Annotated in this window: 15 protein-coding genes; 1 reads left to right on the top strand and 14 read right to left on the bottom strand. The window is 52.9% G+C overall.

Going from position 1 to position 20596, the window contains the following annotated elements; translation table 11 throughout:
- Positions 1-17 precede the first annotated feature (17 nt).
- The 8 genes from QZ105_RS04440 to QZ105_RS04405 all read right to left on the bottom strand — a co-directional run bounded on the left by QZ105_RS04440 (position 18) and on the right by QZ105_RS04405 (position 6858).
- Positions 18-1283 (bottom strand): Nramp family divalent metal transporter, encoded by a 1266-nt coding sequence (locus tag QZ105_RS04440; protein ID WP_293728651.1) that lies wholly within the window; start codon positions 1281-1283, stop codon positions 18-20.
- 22 nt (positions 1284-1305) lie between these two features.
- Positions 1306-1923: a GNAT family N-acetyltransferase gene (locus tag QZ105_RS04435; RefSeq protein WP_293728650.1), complete on the bottom strand. Its 618-nt coding sequence runs from the start codon at positions 1921-1923 to the stop codon at positions 1306-1308.
- A complete protein-coding gene (locus tag QZ105_RS04430; protein WP_293728649.1) occupies positions 1913-3478 on the bottom strand; it encodes a DUF4127 family protein in 1566 nt (521 codons plus the stop codon). The genes QZ105_RS04435 and QZ105_RS04430 overlap by 11 nt, the downstream gene beginning before the upstream one ends.
- 172 nt (positions 3479-3650) lie before the next feature.
- Positions 3651-4394: an amino acid ABC transporter ATP-binding protein gene (locus tag QZ105_RS04425; RefSeq protein ID WP_293728648.1), complete on the bottom strand. Its 744-nt coding sequence runs from the start codon at positions 4392-4394 to the stop codon at positions 3651-3653.
- A gap of 3 nt (positions 4395-4397) precedes the next feature.
- Positions 4398-5192, bottom strand: a complete 795-nt coding sequence (locus QZ105_RS04420) for an amino acid ABC transporter permease (protein WP_293728647.1) — start codon at positions 5190-5192, stop codon at positions 4398-4400.
- Between the two features lie 76 nt (positions 5193-5268).
- Complete coding sequence (locus tag QZ105_RS04415) at positions 5269-6117, bottom strand: transporter substrate-binding domain-containing protein (protein ID WP_293728646.1); 849 nt, start codon at positions 6115-6117, stop codon at positions 5269-5271.
- A 113-nt stretch (positions 6118-6230) separates the two neighbouring features.
- Positions 6231-6503 (bottom strand): YrbL family protein, encoded by a 273-nt coding sequence (locus tag QZ105_RS04410; protein ID WP_293728645.1) that lies wholly within the window; start codon positions 6501-6503, stop codon positions 6231-6233.
- A gap of 10 nt (positions 6504-6513) precedes the next feature.
- Positions 6514-6858, bottom strand: coding sequence for a YrbL family protein (locus QZ105_RS04405; protein ID WP_293728644.1), 345 nt, complete (start codon positions 6856-6858; stop codon positions 6514-6516).
- Between the two features lie 255 nt (positions 6859-7113).
- Here QZ105_RS04405 and QZ105_RS04400 point away from each other — a divergent pair, with 255 nt between their 5' ends.
- Entirely contained in the window at positions 7114-7497 is a 384-nt protein-coding gene (locus tag QZ105_RS04400) for a desulfoferrodoxin family protein (protein WP_293728643.1), read from the top strand.
- Between the two features lie 82 nt (positions 7498-7579).
- On the opposite strand, the gene QZ105_RS04395 is transcribed toward QZ105_RS04400, so the two are convergent.
- The 6 genes from QZ105_RS04395 to gltB all read right to left on the bottom strand — a co-directional run bounded on the left by QZ105_RS04395 (position 7580) and on the right by gltB (position 20366).
- Positions 7580-10222: a calcium-translocating P-type ATPase, PMCA-type gene (locus QZ105_RS04395; protein WP_293728642.1), complete on the bottom strand. Its 2643-nt coding sequence runs from the start codon at positions 10220-10222 to the stop codon at positions 7580-7582.
- Positions 10223-10494: 272 nt separating this feature from the next.
- The gene (locus QZ105_RS04390) at positions 10495-10929 is read right to left on the bottom strand and encodes a YbjN domain-containing protein (protein ID WP_293728641.1); all 435 of its coding nucleotides are present in this window, start codon (positions 10927-10929) and stop codon (positions 10495-10497) included.
- Positions 10930-11054: 125 nt separating this feature from the next.
- Complete coding sequence (locus QZ105_RS04385) at positions 11055-12260, bottom strand: FprA family A-type flavoprotein (protein WP_293728640.1); 1206 nt, start codon at positions 12258-12260, stop codon at positions 11055-11057.
- Between the two features lie 13 nt (positions 12261-12273).
- Positions 12274-13998, bottom strand: coding sequence for an ABC transporter ATP-binding protein/permease (locus QZ105_RS04380; RefSeq protein ID WP_293728639.1), 1725 nt, complete (start codon positions 13996-13998; stop codon positions 12274-12276).
- 309 nt (positions 13999-14307) lie between these two features.
- Positions 14308-15786, bottom strand: a complete 1479-nt coding sequence (locus QZ105_RS04375) for a glutamate synthase subunit beta (protein ID WP_293728638.1) — start codon at positions 15784-15786, stop codon at positions 14308-14310.
- Positions 15786-20366 carry a glutamate synthase large subunit gene (gltB, locus tag QZ105_RS04370; RefSeq protein WP_366935984.1) on the bottom strand — a complete coding sequence of 1527 codons (4581 nt, stop codon included), beginning with the start codon at positions 20364-20366 and terminating at the stop codon, positions 15786-15788. The genes QZ105_RS04375 and gltB overlap by 1 nt, the downstream gene beginning before the upstream one ends.
- Positions 20367-20596 lie beyond the last annotated feature (230 nt).

Below are 20596 nucleotides of genomic sequence, written 5' to 3'. Positions count from 1 at the left end.
TTTTGTTTTTTACGTATCTAAAACTTCACCACGCCGCACGCTTCCAAAAGCAGCATAATATTCAGCGCAATAACTATCGCGCCGATAACGCCAAGCGTCAGCTTCAAGCGCAGGCTATTGGCAAACCGTCCCATAACCTTTTTAGATGAGGTAAGATAAATCAAAAGCCCGATCGTCCAGGGCAACTGCACGCTGAGGGCCATCTGCGAATAAATCAGTCCGCTGAAGGGGTCGTCGATAAATAAAATTACCAGCACCGCCAGCCAATAGGTCAGCAGCACGCCATGCCAGGAATGGGGGTCCTTAACATCGTAGCCCTCGCCGAAAATCCCGGCGTACACGCTGGCTCCCGCCATACCGGCCGTAGCCGTCGACGAAATGCCTGCGAACAGCAGCGCCACGGCGAACAGCACCGCCGCGTTATTGCCCAGCAAGGGCCGCAGCAAGTCCACCGCCTGCGCCAAGTAGCTGACCTGCACCTTATTGGCAAAAAATACCGCCGCCGCGACTAAAATCATGGCGCTGTTAATCGCCCAGCCAATGCTCATAGACAACAGCGTATCCAAAAACTCGAAATTCAGCTGCCGCTCGATAATCGCTTCATCCTCTAAATTCCAGTGGCGGCTTTGAATAACCTCCGAATGTAAAAACAGATTATGCGGCATTACCACCGCGCCCAAAACGCTCATAATAACCAGCAGCGAGCCCTGCGGAATGCTGGGAGTAACCCAGCCCCTGGCAGCCGCGCCCCAATCCAGCGGCACCATAACGATTTCCGCTAAAAACGAAAGCCCTATCAGCGACACAAAACCAATAATAATCTTTTCCAGCTTGCTGTAGGAATTAGAGCGTAACAGCCACGAGCATAAAGCCGCCATTAAAATGCTGCCCAGCCACAGCGGCAAACCAAAGAGCAGCTGTAACGCAATAGCGCCGCCCAAAATCTCAGCCAGAGCGGTGGCAACGGAAGCCAGCACCGCAGACAGTAAAATGGGACGCGACAGCCATTTAGGCAAGTAAGCCGTCGCCGCCTCCGACAGGCATAAGCCTGTGGCGATGCCCAAATGCGCAGCGTTATGCTGCAAAATAATCAGCATGATTGTCGATAGCGTTACCATCCACAGCAGCAAATAGCCGTAATCCGCTCCGGCCGCCAAATTGGACGCCCAGTTGCCCGGGTCGATAAAGCCCACTGTTATTAGCAGCCCCGGCCCGATATAGCGTAAAAATTCTTCCGCTTTGGAACTATGACGGTGTTGTTTGCAATATTTTTTAAAATCCATAGACTCTGTCCTACCTTTATCATTACAGCCCTGAGGCCGCTTGGTTCGCCTCCTCCAAAATCTTCGCCACACTTTCCTGTTGCAACTCGCGCCAGCCCGCTAAAGGCTGCGGCTCCTGCGGCAGCTCGGCCAAAGTTTTTTCCAGCCACACCATATCAAGCCAGTGCCCGTGTTTAAAGCCCGTATCATTAAAAGTCCCCACAATACGGTAGCCCTGCGCTTCATGGAATTTAACGCTGTGCTCGTTGCTGGCAGTGACGCAGGCGTAAGCCTTCACGGCTCCCTGCAAGCGCAAAATATTCTCCAATGCGTCGTACAGCACCTTGCCCAAGCCCCGGCCCTGCCCCGCAGGCGCTAAGTAAATAGTTACCTCCGCGCCCCACTGATAAGCGGCGCGGGGAATAAACGGATGCGCATAAGCATAGCCTAAATATTCGCCGCCCTGTTGGCACACCAGATAGGGATAGTCCGCGCTGATAGCCGCAATGCGTTGGCGAAATTCCTCTGCTGAGGGCGCCGCATATTCAAAGGATACGTCGCTGAGCCTGTGGTCGCTGCTGATAACGAAGGGCTCGTAAAGCTTCGCTAAGCCTGCGGCGTCCGCCTCCGTCACCGGCCGCACATATATTTTATCCTTCATTTTTACTTTCTACCTTTACCTCAAACATTCTGCTCCAGGGCAGCGTAAATTGATAGCGCGCAGCCATGTCGCCCATATACGGAGCGGTCAGCGTCTTTATTTCCTGGGTAATAAATTGCTCGGCAGCGCCGCGCTGCTCATCGTCCAAGCCGCTGTTCGGCCAATAGTTGGGCCAAATCAGCTGGCGATAAGCCTGCATGCGCACGTTAGCCTGATAAGCCCAATCGTCAAAATAGCGCACCTCCAGCAGCTTTTGCTGCGCTTCCGGCGCGTACATATCGTACAAAAGCCCCTGCGCCAAAGCGAAGCCTAGGCTGTTGCCCGCCGTATTCCAGCCTCCGTAAGCAGCCAGGCTGTAAGCCATTTTTCTGTCAAACAGCTCTTTTACCAAGCCGTTATCAGCGCCATTGCCGTATTTAACGTCGGCCACAGCCACCTGATGTTTATTTTTCAGCAAGCGCTCCACTTTATTCACAAAGCGCTCCGTTTCCGGCGGCACATTATAATTATTGCCTGCATCGCTCGCTTCCAGCGTTACGCCGTCGGCAGGCGTATTCACCGCCAGCACCAAATCGGCATGACGGCGCAGCCGCGCCGGGAAGCCTCCGGCAGCGTAAATGTGCTGCTTAGCGCTTTCGGCTATCGTGTCATCCTCATACGTGGGCACCGTCGCGCCGCCCTTGCCGGGAGCGTAGGTTACGTTTACCAGCGGCAGCTCGTACTGCAAACGCGAAGAAGCGCGGCTTAAAAGCAGCATGCCCAGCTGGTCTGCGCCGGCGAAGAAACGGATGCGTTCCTTCGGCAGCTCGTTGACTAGAATATCCATGCTGCGGGCTTCCCGATGCGCCTGGGAAAAGGTAGCCGTATCGTCGCGCCCAATCAGCAGATAATCGAAATCGCCGCTTTCCACGCCGTGCAGCAAAAGCTCCGTCGCGCGGATATTATTGCTGCGGCGGGTGTGCAAATCCTCTAAAACCTCCACCGGAATTTCCGCACGCAAATCGGCCAGCTCCCGCACCTCGCGGCGGCGAATCTCTTTCAGCTCCAGCTTATCCTCCAGCTCGCCCAAACGGAAAAGCTTCGGCCCCCATTCCTTATAATAGGCAGGCTCTACGGGAGCAGCGCTGGCCTTGGGCGAACGCATAATAGTCGTAAACACATAAACCGTCTGCCCGCCATGGGTGCTCTTCAAATTAACTAGGCGTTCCGCCCGCTGCTGCAAAACCTCCAGAGGAATTTCGTGAGTACGGCTGGCCACAAGCCCGCCGTACAGCAGCGCGTCGGAAGAAGCCACCACTGCCGCAGACGATTTAGCGTGCTGCTCCAGCCAGGCAAAAAGCTGCTCCGGGTCGCCGCAGCGCTTATCGTCGGCAATGTATGCCGCAGGCGGCGTCTGCACATCCCAGCCTGCGGCCCGCATGGTCTGCACCGTATAAGCAAGGCAGACCGGCCTGTTGTCCAACGGTATATACAAAATAGTGCCTTTAGCAGCCCACGCCGTTTGGCACAGCAGCAAAAGCGCTAAAAATAAAATACTGCGTAAAGCCCTCATCATTCATCACACCTTGTCTAAAAAATTCTTGCTATCTTATTCGCCAATCATAGATTATATTCCTCTAACGCTTTTAAAAAGTCACATAAAATACAACAATGACAAAAATCCCTGAACAAAAAGAGACGCCGCAGCGTACTCTCTACGCCCGGCGTCCCTCGCAGACGCGCAGTCCTTAATTATTCTGGAAGCGCGCCAAAAAGTCCTTCGTTCTTTGATTTTTCGGCTGGCCGAAAAGCTGCTGCGGCGTACCGTCCTCCGCAATCACACCCTGGTCGATAAAAATAACTCTGCTGGATACGTCGCGAGCAAAGGCCATTTCATGGGTAACGATAACCATGGTCAAGCCCTCCTTAGCCAAATCGCGGATAACCCGCAGCACCTCGCCCACCATTTCCGGATCCAAAGCGCTGGTGGGCTCGTCCATCAGCAGCACCTCCGGCTCCAATGCCAAAGCGCGGGCAATCGCTACGCGCTGCTTTTGGCCGCCGCTTAATTGATGGGGCTTAGCGTTAACGTAGCTGTCCATACCTACGTGCTTCAAATATTTCAAGGCCGTGGCTTTAGCGTCTTCCTTCTTTTTGCCCAAAACCTTAATCTGTCCTACCATACAATTTTCCAAAACCGTCATATTGTTGAACAAATTAAAGGATTGGAACACCATACCAACCTTGGTACGGAACAGCGTCAGCTTTTTAAAAGCTTCGATGACGTTCTGTCCGCGGTATTCGATGTGTCCGCCCGTGGGATGCTCCAGATAATTGATGCAGCGAATCAACGTGGATTTGCCGCTGCCCGAAGGGCCGATAACGCAGACTACGTCGCCGCGGTAAATATCAAAGCTGATGCCGCGCAGAATTTGTCGCTCGCCAAAATCCTTATGCAGGTCGCAGACGGAAACAAGTAATTCCTTATCCATAGCTTAATACCGTCCTTTCTGCTTTTTCGTAGGCAACGGCACAGCGCCGCAGGGGTCCATCATCGGGTCATAGGTCACCAACTGGTAATCCTTGGGGCCGTCCATCTTGCTTTCCAGCCAGCGCAGCAGGCGGGAAGTGGTAAATGTCATAATGAAATAAACGACGCAGGTAATGAAAAAGATTTCAAAATACTTATAGTACACACCGGCAGCCGATTTAGAAGCAAAGTACAGCTCGGTAACGGAAATAACGTTCAAGACCGAAGTATCCTTGATATTGATGATCAGGTTATTGCCCAGCTGCGGCATAACGTTGCGCAAGGCCTGGGGAAGAATAACGCAGCGCATGGTTTGAAAATGGTCCATACCGATAGCGATAGCCGCTTCCTTTTGTCCCAAATCCACAGATTCAATACCGCCGCGAACCGTTTCCGCCATATAAGCGCCCGTATTGATGGATACTACCAAAAAGCCGGCGAACATAGGCGACATATCGATATCAAAGACGCTCATCGCGCCATAATAAACCACCATGGCCTGCACAATCATCGGCGTACCGCGGAACACCTCCACATAGGCGTCCAGAAAACGCTGCACGCAGCGGATACACAGCTTTTTGAAAGCGCTGTCATTATCCTCCATGGGAATAGTCTGGATAACGCCCACTACCAGGCCTATTAAGCAGCCGATAAAGGTACCGACCACGGCCAGCAGCAAGGTTACTGCAGCGCCCTTCAGCAGTACGGAGCCGTACTGGTCCAGCAAAAAAGCAACCCAGCCAAAAAATGTTTCTGGCATCAATTACACCACCTTAATAAAATTCCAAATTACGGAAAAAAGGGGCGACACACTGCCGCCCCTAAATATCAGCATTTTATTTTGCCAACGGTTGTTTCTGAATAGCTTCATCCATAATCTTATTGAAGTCAGCTTCGGTCATACCGCCCAAAACCTTATTCATAGCGTCAAGCAGCTCTTTATTGCCCTTCTTAACGGCAATGCCGATTTCTACGTCCTCGCGGGAGGTCTTGAAGCCCTTGTCTTCGGGGAACTGAATCATAGCCAGCTCAGGGTTAGCGAAAGCTGCAGCCTTAGCGGTAGGAATATCGGTAACGATCAAATTGCATTTGCCGGATTTCAAAGCCACAATCATACCAGGAACGGTATCGATAGCGGGCAGCTTTTTAACGTCGGGAATCTGATCGATTTGGTCATACCAAATAGTGTTCAGCTGGGAGGTAGCAACGGAGCCCTTCAAATCGGCAACGCTCTTAGCCTCAGCCTGCGGAGTGCCCTTTTTAACCAAAGCTACGACATTAGCATAATAGTAGGGTTTAGTAAAGTCAACAGTTTCCTTGCGCTTGGAGGTAATGGACATACCGGCGATAGCAGCGTCGATTTTGCCGCTGACAACTGCGGGAGGCAGGCCGTCCCATTCAATTTTGTGTACTTCCAGCTCTGCGCCCATGGAATCAGCCAGTTTTTTGGCAATGATAACGTCATAGCCATAAGCATATTCGCTGGACCCGGCAATTTTCACTGCGCCGCCGTCGGCGTTGGTCTGGGACCAGTTGTAGGGAGCGTAAGCGCATTCCATACCAACCTTCAAAACCTTTTTCGGAGCTTCAGCCTTTTTCTCGCTGCCGCCGCAGCCGGCCATTACGGCTAAAGCAGCCGCCATCATGCAGCAGACCGCTGCTTTAATAAACTTTTTAAAATTCATAATACAACACACCTTTCCCATCTGGAAAACTCTTATAAGTCTTATACTACTTTACTATATCGCAGTCAAAAATGCAAGATGCGCAGCGGAGATATTATGTATACATGACGGACTTACAAAAGCTTTTCTACAATACTGTCCGTAACTACATTAGGATATTCCCGCGCTAATCTATCTACAAAACGCCGCCAATAACGCTTAAATCGCTTATCGGCAAAATAATCAAAATAAAATGCTAAAGGAATAAGAACCGGCGTACCTATATTGTCAACTATTCTAATCTGTTTTTCCACAGCAGAAAGCTTCTGTACCAAAAAGTTTGCTGGGTCGACGTCGCTGGTAACTATTTTTTCCTGAAACCATTGTCCCTTAAACCTCTTTAGCAAGTTAACAATTTCACTTTGTAAAAGACACAAGTTTATCGGGGGGGGGATTACTCAGGTAATCTTTCAATGTTATGCTATTCATTCCATCATAATCGCAAACCCGCTCAAAAATATAGCCTGTTCCTTGATTAGCGGCAACAGTACCATAATACCTCGGCAATAAAGCGGACGCTTGATTACGTATATCGCGTACTTTTCTGTAATGTAGTTCACGCTCCAAGTCTACGTCAGGCTCGGAATAAATCAGCTTAACGCATAAATCAGTATTATGCGGATGCCGGTAAACCGCTTTATGCGCGCCTTTGCCTATAAATAAATCCTCCGTTAAATCCAACCTATCCTTTTTCTTCTCCATAAACTCACCTCGTATATAAGTCCTCAATTAATCATAATTTTATCATATTTTTCAAAAAACAAACACAAAAATCTATTTCTCGTCAATTTTTCCTTCGTCATATTTTTATCACACAATACAAAATTACTTCACATAATAAAACTCTTTGTGAAGCACTATCTATTTTATATTTTTAGTAGTATAATAAAAACATAGCAAGGCAAGGAAGCAGACTTTAAAGCTTCCGCCTTAATAAAATTCAAAGGAGCGATAAAAATGACCATGCCTAAATTTTTCATTTGCAAACAATGCGGCAGTATTTTAAATGTGGTAACGGACGGCAAAGAACCCATGACCTGCTGCACTCAGGAAATGCAGGAGCTTGTTCCCAACACGGTTGATGCAGCACAGGAAAAGCACGTTCCCGTAGTAACCGTAGACGGTAACATGGTACATGTAGCCGTAGGCAGCGTTGCCCATCCCATGCTGCCGGAGCATTACATCCAATTCATCTATTTGCAAACCGCGGCAGGCGGCCAAATGAAAACCTTAAAGCCCGGCGATAAACCCGAAGCCACCTTTGCGCTTACCGAAGGCGATAAGGCCATAGCGGCTTATGAATACTGCAACCTGCACGGCTTGTGGCTGAAAGAAATTTAAAACGCAAAGTTAAAAGTAGCAAAAAGGACAGCTCGCACGAACTGTCCTTTTTATATGCAATATATTGCGCGTACCACAAGCATTAGATAAAGGGCGAAATTACGCGGCAGCGCTTTACCAGCAGCTTACGCAGCAGGTCCGCCGCTATTATGGACGCGCCGAAGAAAATCACCACCAGCCATTCATGCGCATTCAGCGGCGCTGTACGCAATATGCTGCCGCCCACATAAGTAAGCAGCACCTGAATAGCCACAATCAACGCCATAACCTGCAAAAAGCCTTTATTAAGCTCCAAATTTCTCAGCAGCTGCAAATCCTTCGTGCGCACGTTAAAGCCGTTGGCCACCGCCATAAAAATATAGGTACAGAAAAAGCCCGTATAAGTGTAAATATGATCCGCCACGTCGCGGAACAGATGATCCACCCAGGCGCTTTTAAAAAAGGCAATGGCTACCAAGGTCATGTACGCGCCGCCCATAGCGATGCTGGCCAGCATTTCGCGACTGACGAGAGGCGCGCTGCGCCGTTTGGGCCGCTCCTCTAAATATTCGGCCAAAGCCGGTTCGCCGCCAAAGGCCAAAGCCGCCAACGTATCCATTACCAGATTAATCCACAAAATCTGCGTAATCGTCAACGGCTTATCGATACCAATAAAAGGTGCGATAAAGCTGATGGCGACCGCCGAAAGGTTTATCGTCAGCTGAAACACGATAAACTTGCAGATAGAATTATAAATAGTGCGGCCGTAGAGTATCGCCTTCTTGATGCTCAGGAAATTATCGTCCAAGATAACGATATCGCCCGCTTCTTTGGCTACCTCCGTACCGCTGCCCATGGCAAAGCCCACGTCCGCCTTTTTCAGCGCCGGGGAATCGTTAACGCCGTCGCCGGTCATGCCCACCACCAAATTCAGCTCCTGGGACAAGCGCACCAAACGCGATTTATCCATGGGCAAGGCCCGCGCTACCACCCGCAAACGCGGCAGCAGCAGCTTAACTTCTTCGTCGCTCAGCGCCGCCAGCTCTGCCGACGACCAGACAATCTCCTCAGGACGGCGCAAAAGCCCCGCATCCCTGGCAATGGCTACGGCAGTTTCCTTGCGATCGCCTGTGATCATCACCACCTGCACCCCCGCCTCCTGTACTGCGGCAATAGCCTCTACCGCCTCCGGGCGCACATCGTCGCGAATAGCGACTACTCCCACCAGCGTCAGGCCCTCCTGCGGCACGTCGTCCTCCGGCGTACCCTCGCTGCTGCACAGCGCCAGCATACGAATAGCCTGACCGGCCAGCTCCAGCATCCGCTGCTCCAGTCGCCGCTGCAGAGCTGCGGTAAAGGGCTGCCTGCTGCCGTCCTCCGCCCAATAATAAGCGGTGCGCAGCAGCAGCTTTTCCGGCGCGCCCTTGACTAAGCAATAGGAACCGCCGCTGCCCTTAACCTGCGCCCAGGAATATTTGCTGGCGCTGTTGAACGGCGCAAAGCGTATTCTCTCCGGCGTCCGCTCCATGCGGTAATCGGCCAGATACTTGTTCAGCGCGGCCTCGGTCATATTGCCGCCCACAATACTATCCGCCGTTACTGAAGCCGACGTGTTCAAAACAACCTGCTGGTAGGTCAGCTCCTTAATTTTTTCCGGCAGCTCGCCAAACCCGGCATACTCCTGCACATCGCCAGTCAAAAAGCGCACTACCTCCAGCTTGCCTTTAGTTATTGTGCCCGTCTTATCCGTAAAAAGCAAATTTAAGCTGCCTGCCGTTTCAATGCCCACCAATTTGCGCACCAAAACATTATCGTTCAGCATTTTACGCATATTCAGCGAGGAAACAATAGCTATCATCAGCGGCAGCCCTTCGGGTACTGCCATAACGATAATGATGATTCCTAAAATGACGGCCTGCAGCAAATCGCCCGCCACCTGCGTCATATTGGCCGTATAAGCGGCAAAACCGCCTGCCAGCAGCATCTTATGCAGCATCACCGCTGCGGCAATCAGCACGCCTCCGGCATAGCTGAACTTACTTATCTGCTGCGCCAATCCTTTCAGCTTCAGTTTCAGCGGGCTGTCGCGCTCATCGTCCTGCAGCTCCCTAGTCAGCTGCCCATAGACCGATGCGTCGCCTACTTTGACTGCCTGCATCACGCCGGCGCCCTCTACCACTACGCTGCCGCGGTATAGCCGATGCTCGTCCAAAAAATCCGTCCCGCCTGCTTCCCAAACAAAGCCCTGGGGCGCCGCGCTTTTGGCTGCCTCCTCGCTTTCGCCGTTCAACGCCGCCTGGTCCAGCTTTACCGAACCCTCCAGCAGCACGCCGTCCACCGGCACCTTATCGCCGGCCTGCAAAATAACGGCGTCCCCAGCTACTAAATCGTCGATGGCGATTTCCTGCGGTTCGCCGTCACGCCAAACGCGGCAGCGAATGCGGGCCGCTTCCTCCTGCAATTTTTGGAAAGCGTTTTCATTGCTGTATTCCGACCAGGTCGAAACAAAGGTGGCTAAAATAATGGCCATAAAAATGCCCGCAGTTTCCAGCCAATCGCCATGCCCTAGATAAGCGAAAGCCGCGTTGACCAGCAGAGCCAGCAGCAGAATCTTAATCATCGGGTCCTGGAAATTTTCCCACAGCTTATCCCAAAAGGTAGCGCGCGGCGGCGCGGACAGCGCGTTGCTGCCATACTTTCTGCGGGCTTCAGCAGCCTGTGCCGTAGTTAAACCATACTTTTGCATTTTCCTACCTCCAATAATCTGCAAAATTTATCGCTGAATATATATTTCAAGAAAGCTCCGTTTCTTGCCGGTCTGACCGCAAGCCGCGGCATTGCGGCGGCAGCTTTCGTCCAATAATATAAAAAGGCGAGACAATGCTATAGTAAATCTACTATAACAAAGTCTCGCCATTTACTCGCAAGCCGGATTTAAAAAATCGTACTGACGGCTGTGCAAACACGGGCCGCGCCCATGCCAGCTACTCCCTTTATTACTAAACGGAATTTATGAAATTAGTTGGACCAAACGGTTTTCATCAGCTTGGAATATTCTTCCATAAGGTGCTTCAGCACTACGTCGATAACAGCGTGTACCATTTCGGGTACGAACTGCTCGTCCGTGGAAGGAATGCAGCTTTCGATAACAACGTCGCCGTTCGGAGCGGCATAATATTTGAAAACCTTGTAGTTTTCGTTCAGCTTGTTGATGTGCTCCATAACGGCAGCCTTATTGCCCTCTTTGACTAAGCCCGCGCCAACGCGAACCTGCAGCATTACATAAATGCTGTCGTCGATAACCAGCATGGTCGGCAGGTTTTGCCCTTCAACCTCCATAGCGGAACGGTAAACTACAGGATGCAGATCGCCTTCGACCTCCTGCACCTGAAATACTTTAATGCCTTTTTCATCCAAAAATTTATTAAACTTTTCAGCCTTAGTATTCATCATACAACCTCGCTTTCCTATTTAGTTATTTATATTATACACCAAAAAAGTCTTTGGCGATATAAGCTTTTCGCCAAAATAAGCTTTTCATAAAATTTTCACAAAGCAATCTCTACGGCATACGCCTTTCAGCACTGGCAGCCTTCGCCGTTCTGGCCTTTTTCCAGCAGCTCCTGGGCAAAATCGTAACCAAATTGTTCTGCGGCGTCTAAATTTACGGCCTGCGGCGTCCATTTGCATTGATAGCCCGGCAGTACCTCCGGCACAAATTTACCCAGCATTTCGTCCATATCCTTCTGCGCGCCGCCGGCCCAGCCAAAGGTGCCAAAGGAAGCTGCTTTTTTGCCCACCGGAGCCAAGCCCTTGATATAGGTCAGGAAGGAGCCCATGGACGGCATCATGCCGCTGTTCAAAGTAGGAGAGCCCACCAGCAGGCCGGAGGCCGTAAACAGCTCGGCAGCCACGGTGCTGTTAGGCGTTTGGCTGAGCTTGAACACCTTCACCACTATGCCTGCGCGCTGCGCGCCTCTGGCAATAGCGCGGGCCAGCTTTTCCGTGCCGCCCCACATGCTGTCGTAGGCAATAATCAAACTGCCGTCGCACACGCCCTGCCCCCACTTGCCATAGCAGTCCAAAATATCGGCAATACCGCTGCGCCAGATAACGCCGTGAGAGGGCGCAAGCAGCTTGATATCCAAACCGCCCAGCTTAGCCAAAGCCTTGCCAATAAGCTTGGCGTATGGCCACAAGATATTAGCGAAATATTTCTGCGCTTCATAGAACAGCTCGCCCTGGTCTACCTCGTCGTCAAAACGCTTGCTGGTAGCGTAATGCTGGCCGAAAGCGTCGTTGGAAAATAAAATTTTTTCTTCCGCGCAGTAGGTAGCCATATTATCGGGCCAATGCAGCATAGTCATCATAGCGAAGGTCAGATTGCGCTTGCCGATATTCAGCGTTGCGCCGTCCTTCACTACCATAAAATCAAATATGTCGCCGTAATGCTGAATCGCTTCGTTCTTGCCGGCCATGGAAATAATAAATTTGGCGTTAGGACAGGCCTTGGCCAGCGCGGGCATAGCGCCGGAATGGTCCGGTTCCACATGGTTGATAACGATATAATCCACGCTTTCCAGCGGCGTTACCTGACTGATATTGCGCAGCAGCTCCTCGGCAAAGGGCGCTTTAACCGTATCGACCAGCGTAATCTTTTCATCCATAATCAAATAGGCATTGTAGGTCGCGCCGCGCTCCGTTTTGTAGCCGTGAAAATCGCGCACAGCCCAGTCCTGTACGCCCACATCATAAATATTATCCACGATTTGTAAGGGTTGCATTGTTCCAGCCTCCTTAAAGTTTTTCTAAATGCACACTGTGCTCTTGTTTATCAATACGCAATACCAGCGCATGGTATTTATTCAAAGTGCTGCGATGGCCTACGCTGACCACCGTAGTCCGCGGCAAGCGTTCTGCCAGCAGGCGGTACATAGCCGCCTCCGTTTCCTCGTCCAGTGCCGAAGTGGCCTCGTCTAAAAACAGCCAGATAGGCTGCTGAATGTGAGCGCGCACAAAGGCCAGACGCTGCTGCTCGCCTACGGACAAAACGTGGCTCCAATCGGCCGCCATGTCCAGCTTATCCTGCAAATAGCCAATCTGACAGGTTTCCATCAGCCGCTTTAGCGCCTCGTCGCGCACAGGCTTAGTCCCCGGATACAGCAAAGCCTCGCGCAGCGTTCCCAAGGGCAGATAAGGCTTCTGCGGAATAAACATCAGCTCGTCCGTCTTGGGCAGATTAATCTTGCCCTCGACAAAAGGCCAGATGCCAGCCACTGCGCGCAGCAAGGTGCTCTTGCCGCTGCCGCTGCCGCCTTTAATCAGCACGTTCTGCCCCGGCTCCAGCTTGAAGCAGATATTTTGCAGCAGCGGCGAACCGTCGGGCAGATTAACCTGCATTTTATCCGCGCTAACAGCCGCCGAGGTAGCAAAACGCTCCAAATGGAAGCGCTCCGCATCGGCAGAAACCTCCTGCATATGCCTGCCGAAATAAGTCAGACGCATCACCACCGCCTGCCATTGCGCAATGCTTGTGTACATATCGACGAAATACGACAGCGCGCCCTGCACATTGCCAAAGGCGCTGGATACCTGCATTAAGCCGCCTAAAGTAAATTCCTTGCTCAAATAACGGTTCATGGCCGCCACAAAAGGAAAAATAATAGCAATCTGCGAATAGCCGGAGTTCAGCCATACCAGCTGCTTCTGCTTATTGACCAGCTTCCAGAAATTATCCAGCAGCAGCTTGAAGCGGTCCTTAAAAACCACGCCCTCCTGGCCCTCGCCCCGGTAGAAGGCGACGCTTTCGGCGCTTTCGCGCAAGCGAATCATGCTGAAACGAAAATCAGCCTCGTAGCGCTGTTGGATAAAATTCAGCTGCACCAGCTTGCGCCCCACGATGTGCGTAATATAAGTGCCGATGATGGAATAAATCAGCGCCGCCCAGAACAAATAGCCGTCGATTGTCCAGCTGCGGCCAAAAAGCTGCATGGTAAAGGGTCCGGACATCTTATACAGAATAACGACAAAGGAAGCGAAGGTGCAGAAGGCTTTGAGCAAGCCCACGCTGAAGCCCAGCGTCATTTCCACAAACAAGCGCACGTCCTCGCTGATACGCTGGTCAGGGTTATCCGTGTCCTTGCCGAACATCTGCAAATGGTAGTAGGTTTTATTTTTCAACCAAATATCGATAAAGCGATTCGTCAGCCAACGACGCCAGTGCAGAATCAGCGTTTGCTGCAAATAATAGGAATACACGGCCAAAATAATGTAGATGGCCGCCAGCCAAGAAAAATGCAGCAGCTCGTCAAAAATCTTTTCCGTTTCGTAATTCTGCAAAGCGCTGTAAAAGCTGTTGTTCCATTGATTAAGCAGCACCAGCATATAAACGATGCCCAGCGTCAGGGAAATGATGCAGCCCAAAAGGAAGAACGCCTTCTTCTTTTCCTCGGACTGCCAATAGCTTTTAGTCAAATACCATACGTCTCTAAAAAACTGCCGCGATAAAGCAAATTTATACACGCCAACGCTCCTCTTTTCCAGCGAATTTTACTGCGTCTGCATTAGCTCCAGCTAATTGCCGCAGCATATTACTGTTTAATTATATCATACTTTTTTCATGCGCATTTCTATATTTTTGTGAAACGGCGCCGTACCGCAAAATTTTTTTATAAAAAGCCGTTTCCATAAGAAAAGCGACCTACAGCACTGCAGATCGCTTAAAACCGGAAGCTGACGCTTGCCAGCCTCCGGTTTACTTCATTAAATAATATCAAATTATATCGCGTCCTGTAACCGCTGAGCGTTTATTCCAACAGCTGTGTTAAGCTATTATTCGCCCTGCGCCGCCAAATATTTATCCACGGCCGCGGCAGCGCCCCGCCCCTCTGCTATCGCCCAAACCACCAGGCTCTGCCCGCGGCGGGTGTCGCCTGCGGCAAACACGCCGGGTACGGAGGTCAGATAATTTTTATCGTCGGCGGCAATGCTGCCGTTAGCGGCCCTGACCACGCCAAACTCGTCCAGCAAGCGCTGCTCGCTGCCCGTAAAGCCCATGGCCAGCAGCACCAGCTGCGCCGGTACAATGCGCTCCGTTCCGGCAATATCCACCGGCGTCAGGCGTCCGTTGACCTGCTGCCACCGGTTCTGGCACAAGCGCAGGCCGGTCACATGCCCGTTTTCACCGATGAATTCCTTCGTCGTCACGCAAAACTCCCGCGCGTCCTCTTTAAATTTGCAGATAGCCTCCTCCTGACCGTAGTCAGTTTTAAATACCCGCGGGAACTGGGGCCAGGGATTATCCTCGCCGCGGCTGTGCGGCAAACAGGGGTTGATTTCCAGCTGGCGCACGCTGCGGCAGCCCTGACGGATAACCGTCGCCATACAATCGTTGCCCGTGTCGCCGCCGCCGATAATCACCACGTCCTTACCTTTAGCGTCCACTGCCAGACCGTCGGCAAAATTGCTGTCCAGCAGACTCTTAGTCACGCCGTGCAGGTATTCCTTAGCGAAGTAAATACCTGCCAGCTCACGGCCCTTCACCGGCAAATCGCGGGGCACCGTAGCGCCGGTACACAGCACCACGGCGTCGTATTCCTCCAGCAGAGTGCTGGACGCCAGCTTCACGCCCACCTCCGCGTTAAGGACAAAGGTAATACCCGCCTCCTGCAATAGCTTAACGCGGCGCTCGATAAGCTTCTTATCCAGCTTCATGTTAGGCACGCCGTACATCAGCAGGCCGCCGGGACGGTCGGCCCGTTCGTACACCGTTACCAAATGCCCCGCTTTGTTCAGCTGGTCGGCGCAGGCCAAGCCTGCCGGTCCGCTGCCGACTACGGCAACCCTTTTGCCGCTGCGGCGCGCCGGCTTGTACGGCTGCACCAGACCCTGCTCAAAGGCGTTTTCAATAATATACTGCTCGATATTTTTAATCGTCACCGGGTCGTTGACCAGCCCGGCGTTGCACGCGCCCTCGCAGGGAGCGGGGCAGACGTGGGAGGTAAATTCCGGGAAATTATTGGTCTTGGACAAACGTGCGTAAGCGAAAGCGTCCATGCCGCGGTACAGCAAATCGTTAAATTCCGGCATCAGATTATGCAGCGGACAGCCGCTGACCATGCTGTTCAGCATAATACCGCTGTGGCAGAAGGGCACGCCGCAGTCCATGCAGCGGGACGCCTGACAGCGCAGCTCCTCCCGATGGGGCAGGCTGCTGGTCTTGATTTCCTGCCAATCGTTGATGCGTTCCGAGGGAGCGCGCTGAGCCAGCTCCCGGCGTGTATAATCCATAAATCCTGTCGGCTTGCCCATTATGCCTTCACCTCCTCAAAAACCTTCAGCGTGGCTTCCTCCAGCCCCACGCCCTGCTGCAGATAATCGTTCAGCTTTTCCATAACTATCTTATAATCCTTGGGAATGACCTTGACGAATTTGCCGCGGTATGTCTCCCAGTTATCCAAAATTGCCAGCGCCAGCTTGCTGCCGGTGTACTGCGCGTGATTGAGAATCATTTTCTTCACGGTCATGCTGTCGCTGATGCTCTCCAAGGGCTCCAGCAGCACAATTTCCTTATTGCAGTAAGAAGCGAAATCGCCGTCCGTGTCCAGCACATAAGCCACGCCGCCGCTCATGCCTGCAGCGAAATTGCGGCCCGTGCGGCCCAGGATAACCACCGTGCCGCCCGTCATATATTCGCAGCCATGGTCGCCTACGCCCTCGATAACGGCGTTAACGCCGCTGTTGCGGATGCAGAAGCGTTCTCCTGCGATGCCGCTGATATAGGCCTCGCCGCTGGTAGCGCCGTAAAAGGCCACGTTGCCGATAATCACGTTTTCATGTGGGTTAAAGCGCGCTTCGCTATCGGGATAGATAACGATGCGGCCGCCGGACAGGCCCTTGCCCACATGGTCGTTGGCGTCGCCCTCCAGCTCCAGCGTAACGCCCTTGGGCAGAAAAGCGCCGAAGCTCTGGCCCGCGCTGCCCTTGAAATGCAGGCTGACCGTATCGGCAGGCAGACCCTCAGCGCCGTAGCGGCGGGTTATCTCGCTGCCTAAAATCGTGCCCACTACGCGGTCGGTATTCTTGATGGGCAGCGTGATGCGCACCGGCTTTTTATCATTCAGGCTGCGGCGGCAGATATCCAGCAGCTCCCGCATATCCAGCGATTTTTCCAGCTGATGGTTCTGCTTCTTGGTGCAGACCTGGCTGGCCCCCGGCTCTACCTCCGGCTTATACAGCAGCGGCGACAGGTCGAGGTTTTTATTCTTCCAGTTGCGCGCCTTTTCCGGCTTGGGGATGAGCACCTCCGTGCGTCCCACCATTTCGTCTATGGTGCGGAAGCCCAGCATAGCCATGTATTCGCGTGTTTCCTGCGCAATAAAGCGCATAAAGTTGACTACGTATTCCGGCTTGCCGCGGAAGTTTTTGCGCAGCTGCGGGTCCTGAGTAGCCACGCCCATGGGGCAGGTGTTCAGATTGCAGACGCGCATCATAATGCAGCCGATGGCTACCAAAGGAGCGGTAGCAAAGCCAAATTCCTCTGCGCCCAGCAGAGCGGCGATGATTACGTCGCGGCCAGTCATCAGCTTGCCGTCTGTTTCCAGTGTTACGCGGTCGCGCAGATTATTCAAAAGCAGCGTTTGATGGGTTTCCATCAGGCCCAGCTCCCATGGCAGACCGGCGTGGTTAATGCTGGTGCGCGGCGACGCGCCCGTGCCGCCGTCATAGCCGCTGATAAGCACCACGTCGGCGCAGGCCTTGACTACGCCCGCCGCAATGGTGCCCACGCCCACCTCGGATACCAGCTTAACGCTGATACGGGCGCGGGGATTGGCGTTCTTCAAATCGTGAATCAGCTCCGCCAAATCCTCGATGGAGTAAATATCGTGATGGGGCGGCGGCGAAATCAGGCCGATGCCCGCAGTCGTGCCGCGGCATTCGGCAATCCAGGGATAAACCTTGCCGCCCGGCAGCTGCCCGCCCTCGCCCGGCTTAGCGCCCTGGGCGATTTTTATTTGAATCTCGTCGGCATTGACCAAATAATTGCTGGTGACGCCAAAACGTCCCGAAGCCACCTGCTTAATAGCGCTGCGTTTGCTGTCGCCGTTGGGCAGCGGCTGAAAACGGCTGGGATGCTCGCCGCCCTCGCCCGTATTGGATTTGCCGCCGAGGCGGTTCATGGCGATAGCCAGACACTCGTGCGCCTCCTGGCTCAAGGAGCCGTAGCTCATAGCGCCGGTCTTAAAGCGGCGGCAGATGCTTTCCACCGATTCCACCTCGTCTATATCGATGGGCAGGCGCTGGGGCGTAAAGGTCAGCATGCTGCGCAGGTTCTGGTTGGCAAATTCGCTGCCGCCCAGCTGCTCGGAAAACTCCTTGAACAGCTTATAATCGCCGGTGCGGCAGGCCTGCTGCAGCTTAACGATGGTTTCCGGATTGATGGTATGCTTCTCGCCGCCGTTACGGTACTGATAGTGGGAGCCCGACTCGTAGCTGAATAAATCCAGCTTATCCTCAGCAAAGGCAGGCTCGTGCCGCATGGCCACCTCCTTGGCGATTTCCTCCAGACCGATACCCTCCAAACGGGACGGCGTGCCCGTAAAGTATTTATCTATCACGGCGCTGCTCACGCCGATGGCTTCAAAAATCTGCGCGCCGCGATAGGACTGCACGGTGGAAATGCCCATCTTGGACAAAATCTTGGCGATGCCGTGAGTGCAGGCGCTGATATAATTGGCCGCCGCCTCCTCAAAGCCGATGTCCAGCATACCGTTGCCGCACATATTTTCCAGGCTTTCAAAGGCCAGATAGGGATTGATGCCGCTGACGCCGTAGCCCAAAAGCAGCGCCATATGGTGTACCTCCCGCGGCTCCGCCGATTCGATGATGATGGAAGCCCGCAGGCGCGTACCCTTGGCAATCAGGTGGTGGTGCAGGCCAGCTCCGGCCAATAGCGCCGGAATGGCCGCCAGCTCCTTATTCACGCCGCGGTCGGACAAAATCAGAATACACTTGCCCTCGTCAATATATTTATCGGCCTGCGCAAAAATAGCGTCCAGGGCTTTTTCCAAGCCCGCGCCGCCCTCGCTGACCTTGTACAGCATAGGGATAACGGCGGCGTCGAAATCAGGGATATGCTTCAGCTTAGCCAGCTCGATATTGCTTAAAACCGGCGATTCCGCCGAAATCTGACGGCAGCTTTCCGGCTGCGGGTCGATAAGGTTCAGCTCCGGCCCCACGGCGCTGGTCGTATCCGTAAAGACCTCCTCGCGGATAGCGTCGATGGGCGGATTCGTCACCTGCGCAAAAAGCTGCTTGAAGTAATTGTACAAAAGCTGCGGCTTTTCGCTGAGCACAGCCAGCGGCGCGTCGTTGCCCATGGCTCCCAGCGGGTCGATGCCCTTGAGCGCCATAGGACGCAAAAACTTCGTCAAATCCTCCAGCGTATAGCCAAAAGCCCGCTGGCGCTGCAGCAGCGTTTGGCTGTCTGGAACCGGCAGCTCGCCCTGCAAGGGAATATTTTTTAGCTTGATGGAATATTTGTCCAGCCACTCGCGGTAGGGATGCTCGCTCGCAATCTGGCGCTTAATTTCATCATTGCCGATAATGCGGCCCTGCACCGTATCGATAACCAGCATGCGCCCCGGACGCAGGCGGTCCTTTTTAATAATCGTCGACGGGTCGATATCCACCACGCCCACCTCGGAGGCCAGCACAATGGTATTATCGTCCGTAATATAGTAACGGGAAGGGCGCAGGCCGTTGCGGTCCAATGCGGCGCAGATAGTGCGGCCGTCGGTAAAGGCCATGGCGGCGGGGCCGTCCCAGGCTTCAATCAAAGAATTGTGGTACTCAAAAAAAGCCTTCAAATCCGGGTCCAAATGGGGATTCTTGCCCCAGGGCTCCGGTATCATCATCATCACGGCATGGGGCAGGCTGCGGCCTGACATCACCAAAAATTCCAGGCAGTTGTCAAACATGCCGGAATCGGAGCCGGTTTCATCGATAATCGGCATAATCTTGCTGATATCGCTGCCCCACAGGCTGTTGCCGCACATGGTCTGACGGGCGCGCATCCAGTTGATATTGCCCCGCAGCGTATTGATTTCGCCGTTGTGCATCAGATAACGGTACGGATGCGCACGCTCCCAGCTGGGGAACGTGTTGGTGCTGAACCGGGAATGGACCAGCGCCAGCGCCGTTTCCATTGAACTGTCCTCCATGTCGGCATAAAAGGTACGCAGCTGCTCCGTCGTCAGCATACCCTTATACACGATGGTTCTGGAAGAAAGGCTGGCAACATAAAAGTATTTGCCGCCGCGCAGCTTGCCGTAGCGAATGTAATTTTCCGCCTGACGGCGAATGCTGTACAGCTTGCGCTCAAAAGCGTTGTCGTCTATATCCAGGCGGTCGGAAATATTATCCGACGGCTTAACGAAAACCTGCGCCATAAAGGGCATACTCTGCCGCGACTTTTCACCTAAAACCTCCGGGTGTACGGGAACCTTGCGCCAGCCTAAAACCGTCTGGCCGTTGCCCTCCACAATGCGCTCAAAATGACGCTGCACATTCTCTCTTTCTACAGCGTCCGGCGGCAAGAAGATGAAGCCTACGGCGTACTTGCCCTCCTCCGGCAGCTCGATGTCCAGCTTAGCACATTCCTTGACGAAAAAATTATGCGGAATTTGCAGCAGCACGCCTGCGCCGTCGCCGGAATTCATGTCCGCGCCCTGGCCGCCGCGGTGGTCCATATTATGCAGCACCACCAGCGCTTGCCGCAGAATCTTATTGGATTTTTTGCCGTTGATATTGGCCACTACGCCAACGCCGCAGGCGTCGTGCTCAAACCAAGGGTCGTACAGCCCCTGCTTGGCAGGCAGCGAAGTATTCATAATCATTTCCCCTCTCAAAATCAAAAAAACTAATCACAGTATAACTGTAATCTTAATTATAATAGAGCTGTTAAGCTATTGCAAATTGTATACATGTATATTTTAATATGCGCACTCTATGCGTTATTGACATAAAATTACACATAATCGAGTAGGAGGCCGCCCATTATTTGAACAGCCGACCTCTCACACCACCGTGCGTACCGTTCGGTACACGGCGGTTCAAATAC

Origin of the sequence: uncultured Phascolarctobacterium sp. (genome assembly GCF_905212365.1) — a bacterium.
In the GTDB taxonomy this organism is placed as follows: Bacteria; Bacillota; Negativicutes; order Acidaminococcales; family Acidaminococcaceae; genus Phascolarctobacterium_A.
Note: the sequence above shows the minus strand (reverse complement) of the source record. Positions and strands in the feature narration are given on the sequence as shown.

What these genes read in the sequence shown, in the direction of transcription:
- QZ105_RS04440 (WP_293728651.1), bottom strand. Translation starts at nt 1,283, where the DNA reads ATGGATTTTAAAAAATATTGCAAACAACACCGTCATAGTTCCAAAGCG.
- QZ105_RS04435 (WP_293728650.1), bottom strand. Translation starts at nt 1,923, where the DNA reads ATGAAGGATAAAATATATGTGCGGCCGGTGACGGAGGCGGACGCCGCA.
- QZ105_RS04430 (WP_293728649.1), bottom strand. Translation starts at nt 3,478, where the DNA reads ATGATGAGGGCTTTACGCAGTATTTTATTTTTAGCGCTTTTGCTGCTG.
- QZ105_RS04425 (WP_293728648.1), bottom strand. Translation starts at nt 4,394, where the DNA reads ATGGATAAGGAATTACTTGTTTCCGTCTGCGACCTGCATAAGGATTTT.
- QZ105_RS04420 (WP_293728647.1), bottom strand. Translation starts at nt 5,192, where the DNA reads ATGCCAGAAACATTTTTTGGCTGGGTTGCTTTTTTGCTGGACCAGTAC.
- QZ105_RS04415 (WP_293728646.1), bottom strand. Translation starts at nt 6,117, where the DNA reads ATGAATTTTAAAAAGTTTATTAAAGCAGCGGTCTGCTGCATGATGGCG.
- QZ105_RS04405 (WP_293728644.1), bottom strand. Translation starts at nt 6,858, where the DNA reads ATGGAGAAGAAAAAGGATAGGTTGGATTTAACGGAGGATTTATTTATA.
- QZ105_RS04400 (WP_293728643.1), top strand. Translation starts at nt 7,114, where the DNA reads ATGACCATGCCTAAATTTTTCATTTGCAAACAATGCGGCAGTATTTTA.
- QZ105_RS04395 (WP_293728642.1), bottom strand. Translation starts at nt 10,222, where the DNA reads ATGCAAAAGTATGGTTTAACTACGGCACAGGCTGCTGAAGCCCGCAGA.
- QZ105_RS04390 (WP_293728641.1), bottom strand. Translation starts at nt 10,929, where the DNA reads ATGATGAATACTAAGGCTGAAAAGTTTAATAAATTTTTGGATGAAAAA.
- QZ105_RS04385 (WP_293728640.1), bottom strand. Translation starts at nt 12,260, where the DNA reads ATGCAACCCTTACAAATCGTGGATAATATTTATGATGTGGGCGTACAG.
- QZ105_RS04375 (WP_293728638.1), bottom strand. Translation starts at nt 15,786, where the DNA reads ATGGGCAAGCCGACAGGATTTATGGATTATACACGCCGGGAGCTGGCT.
- gltB (WP_366935984.1), bottom strand. Translation starts at nt 20,366, where the DNA reads ATGAATACTTCGCTGCCTGCCAAGCAGGGGCTGTACGACCCTTGGTTT.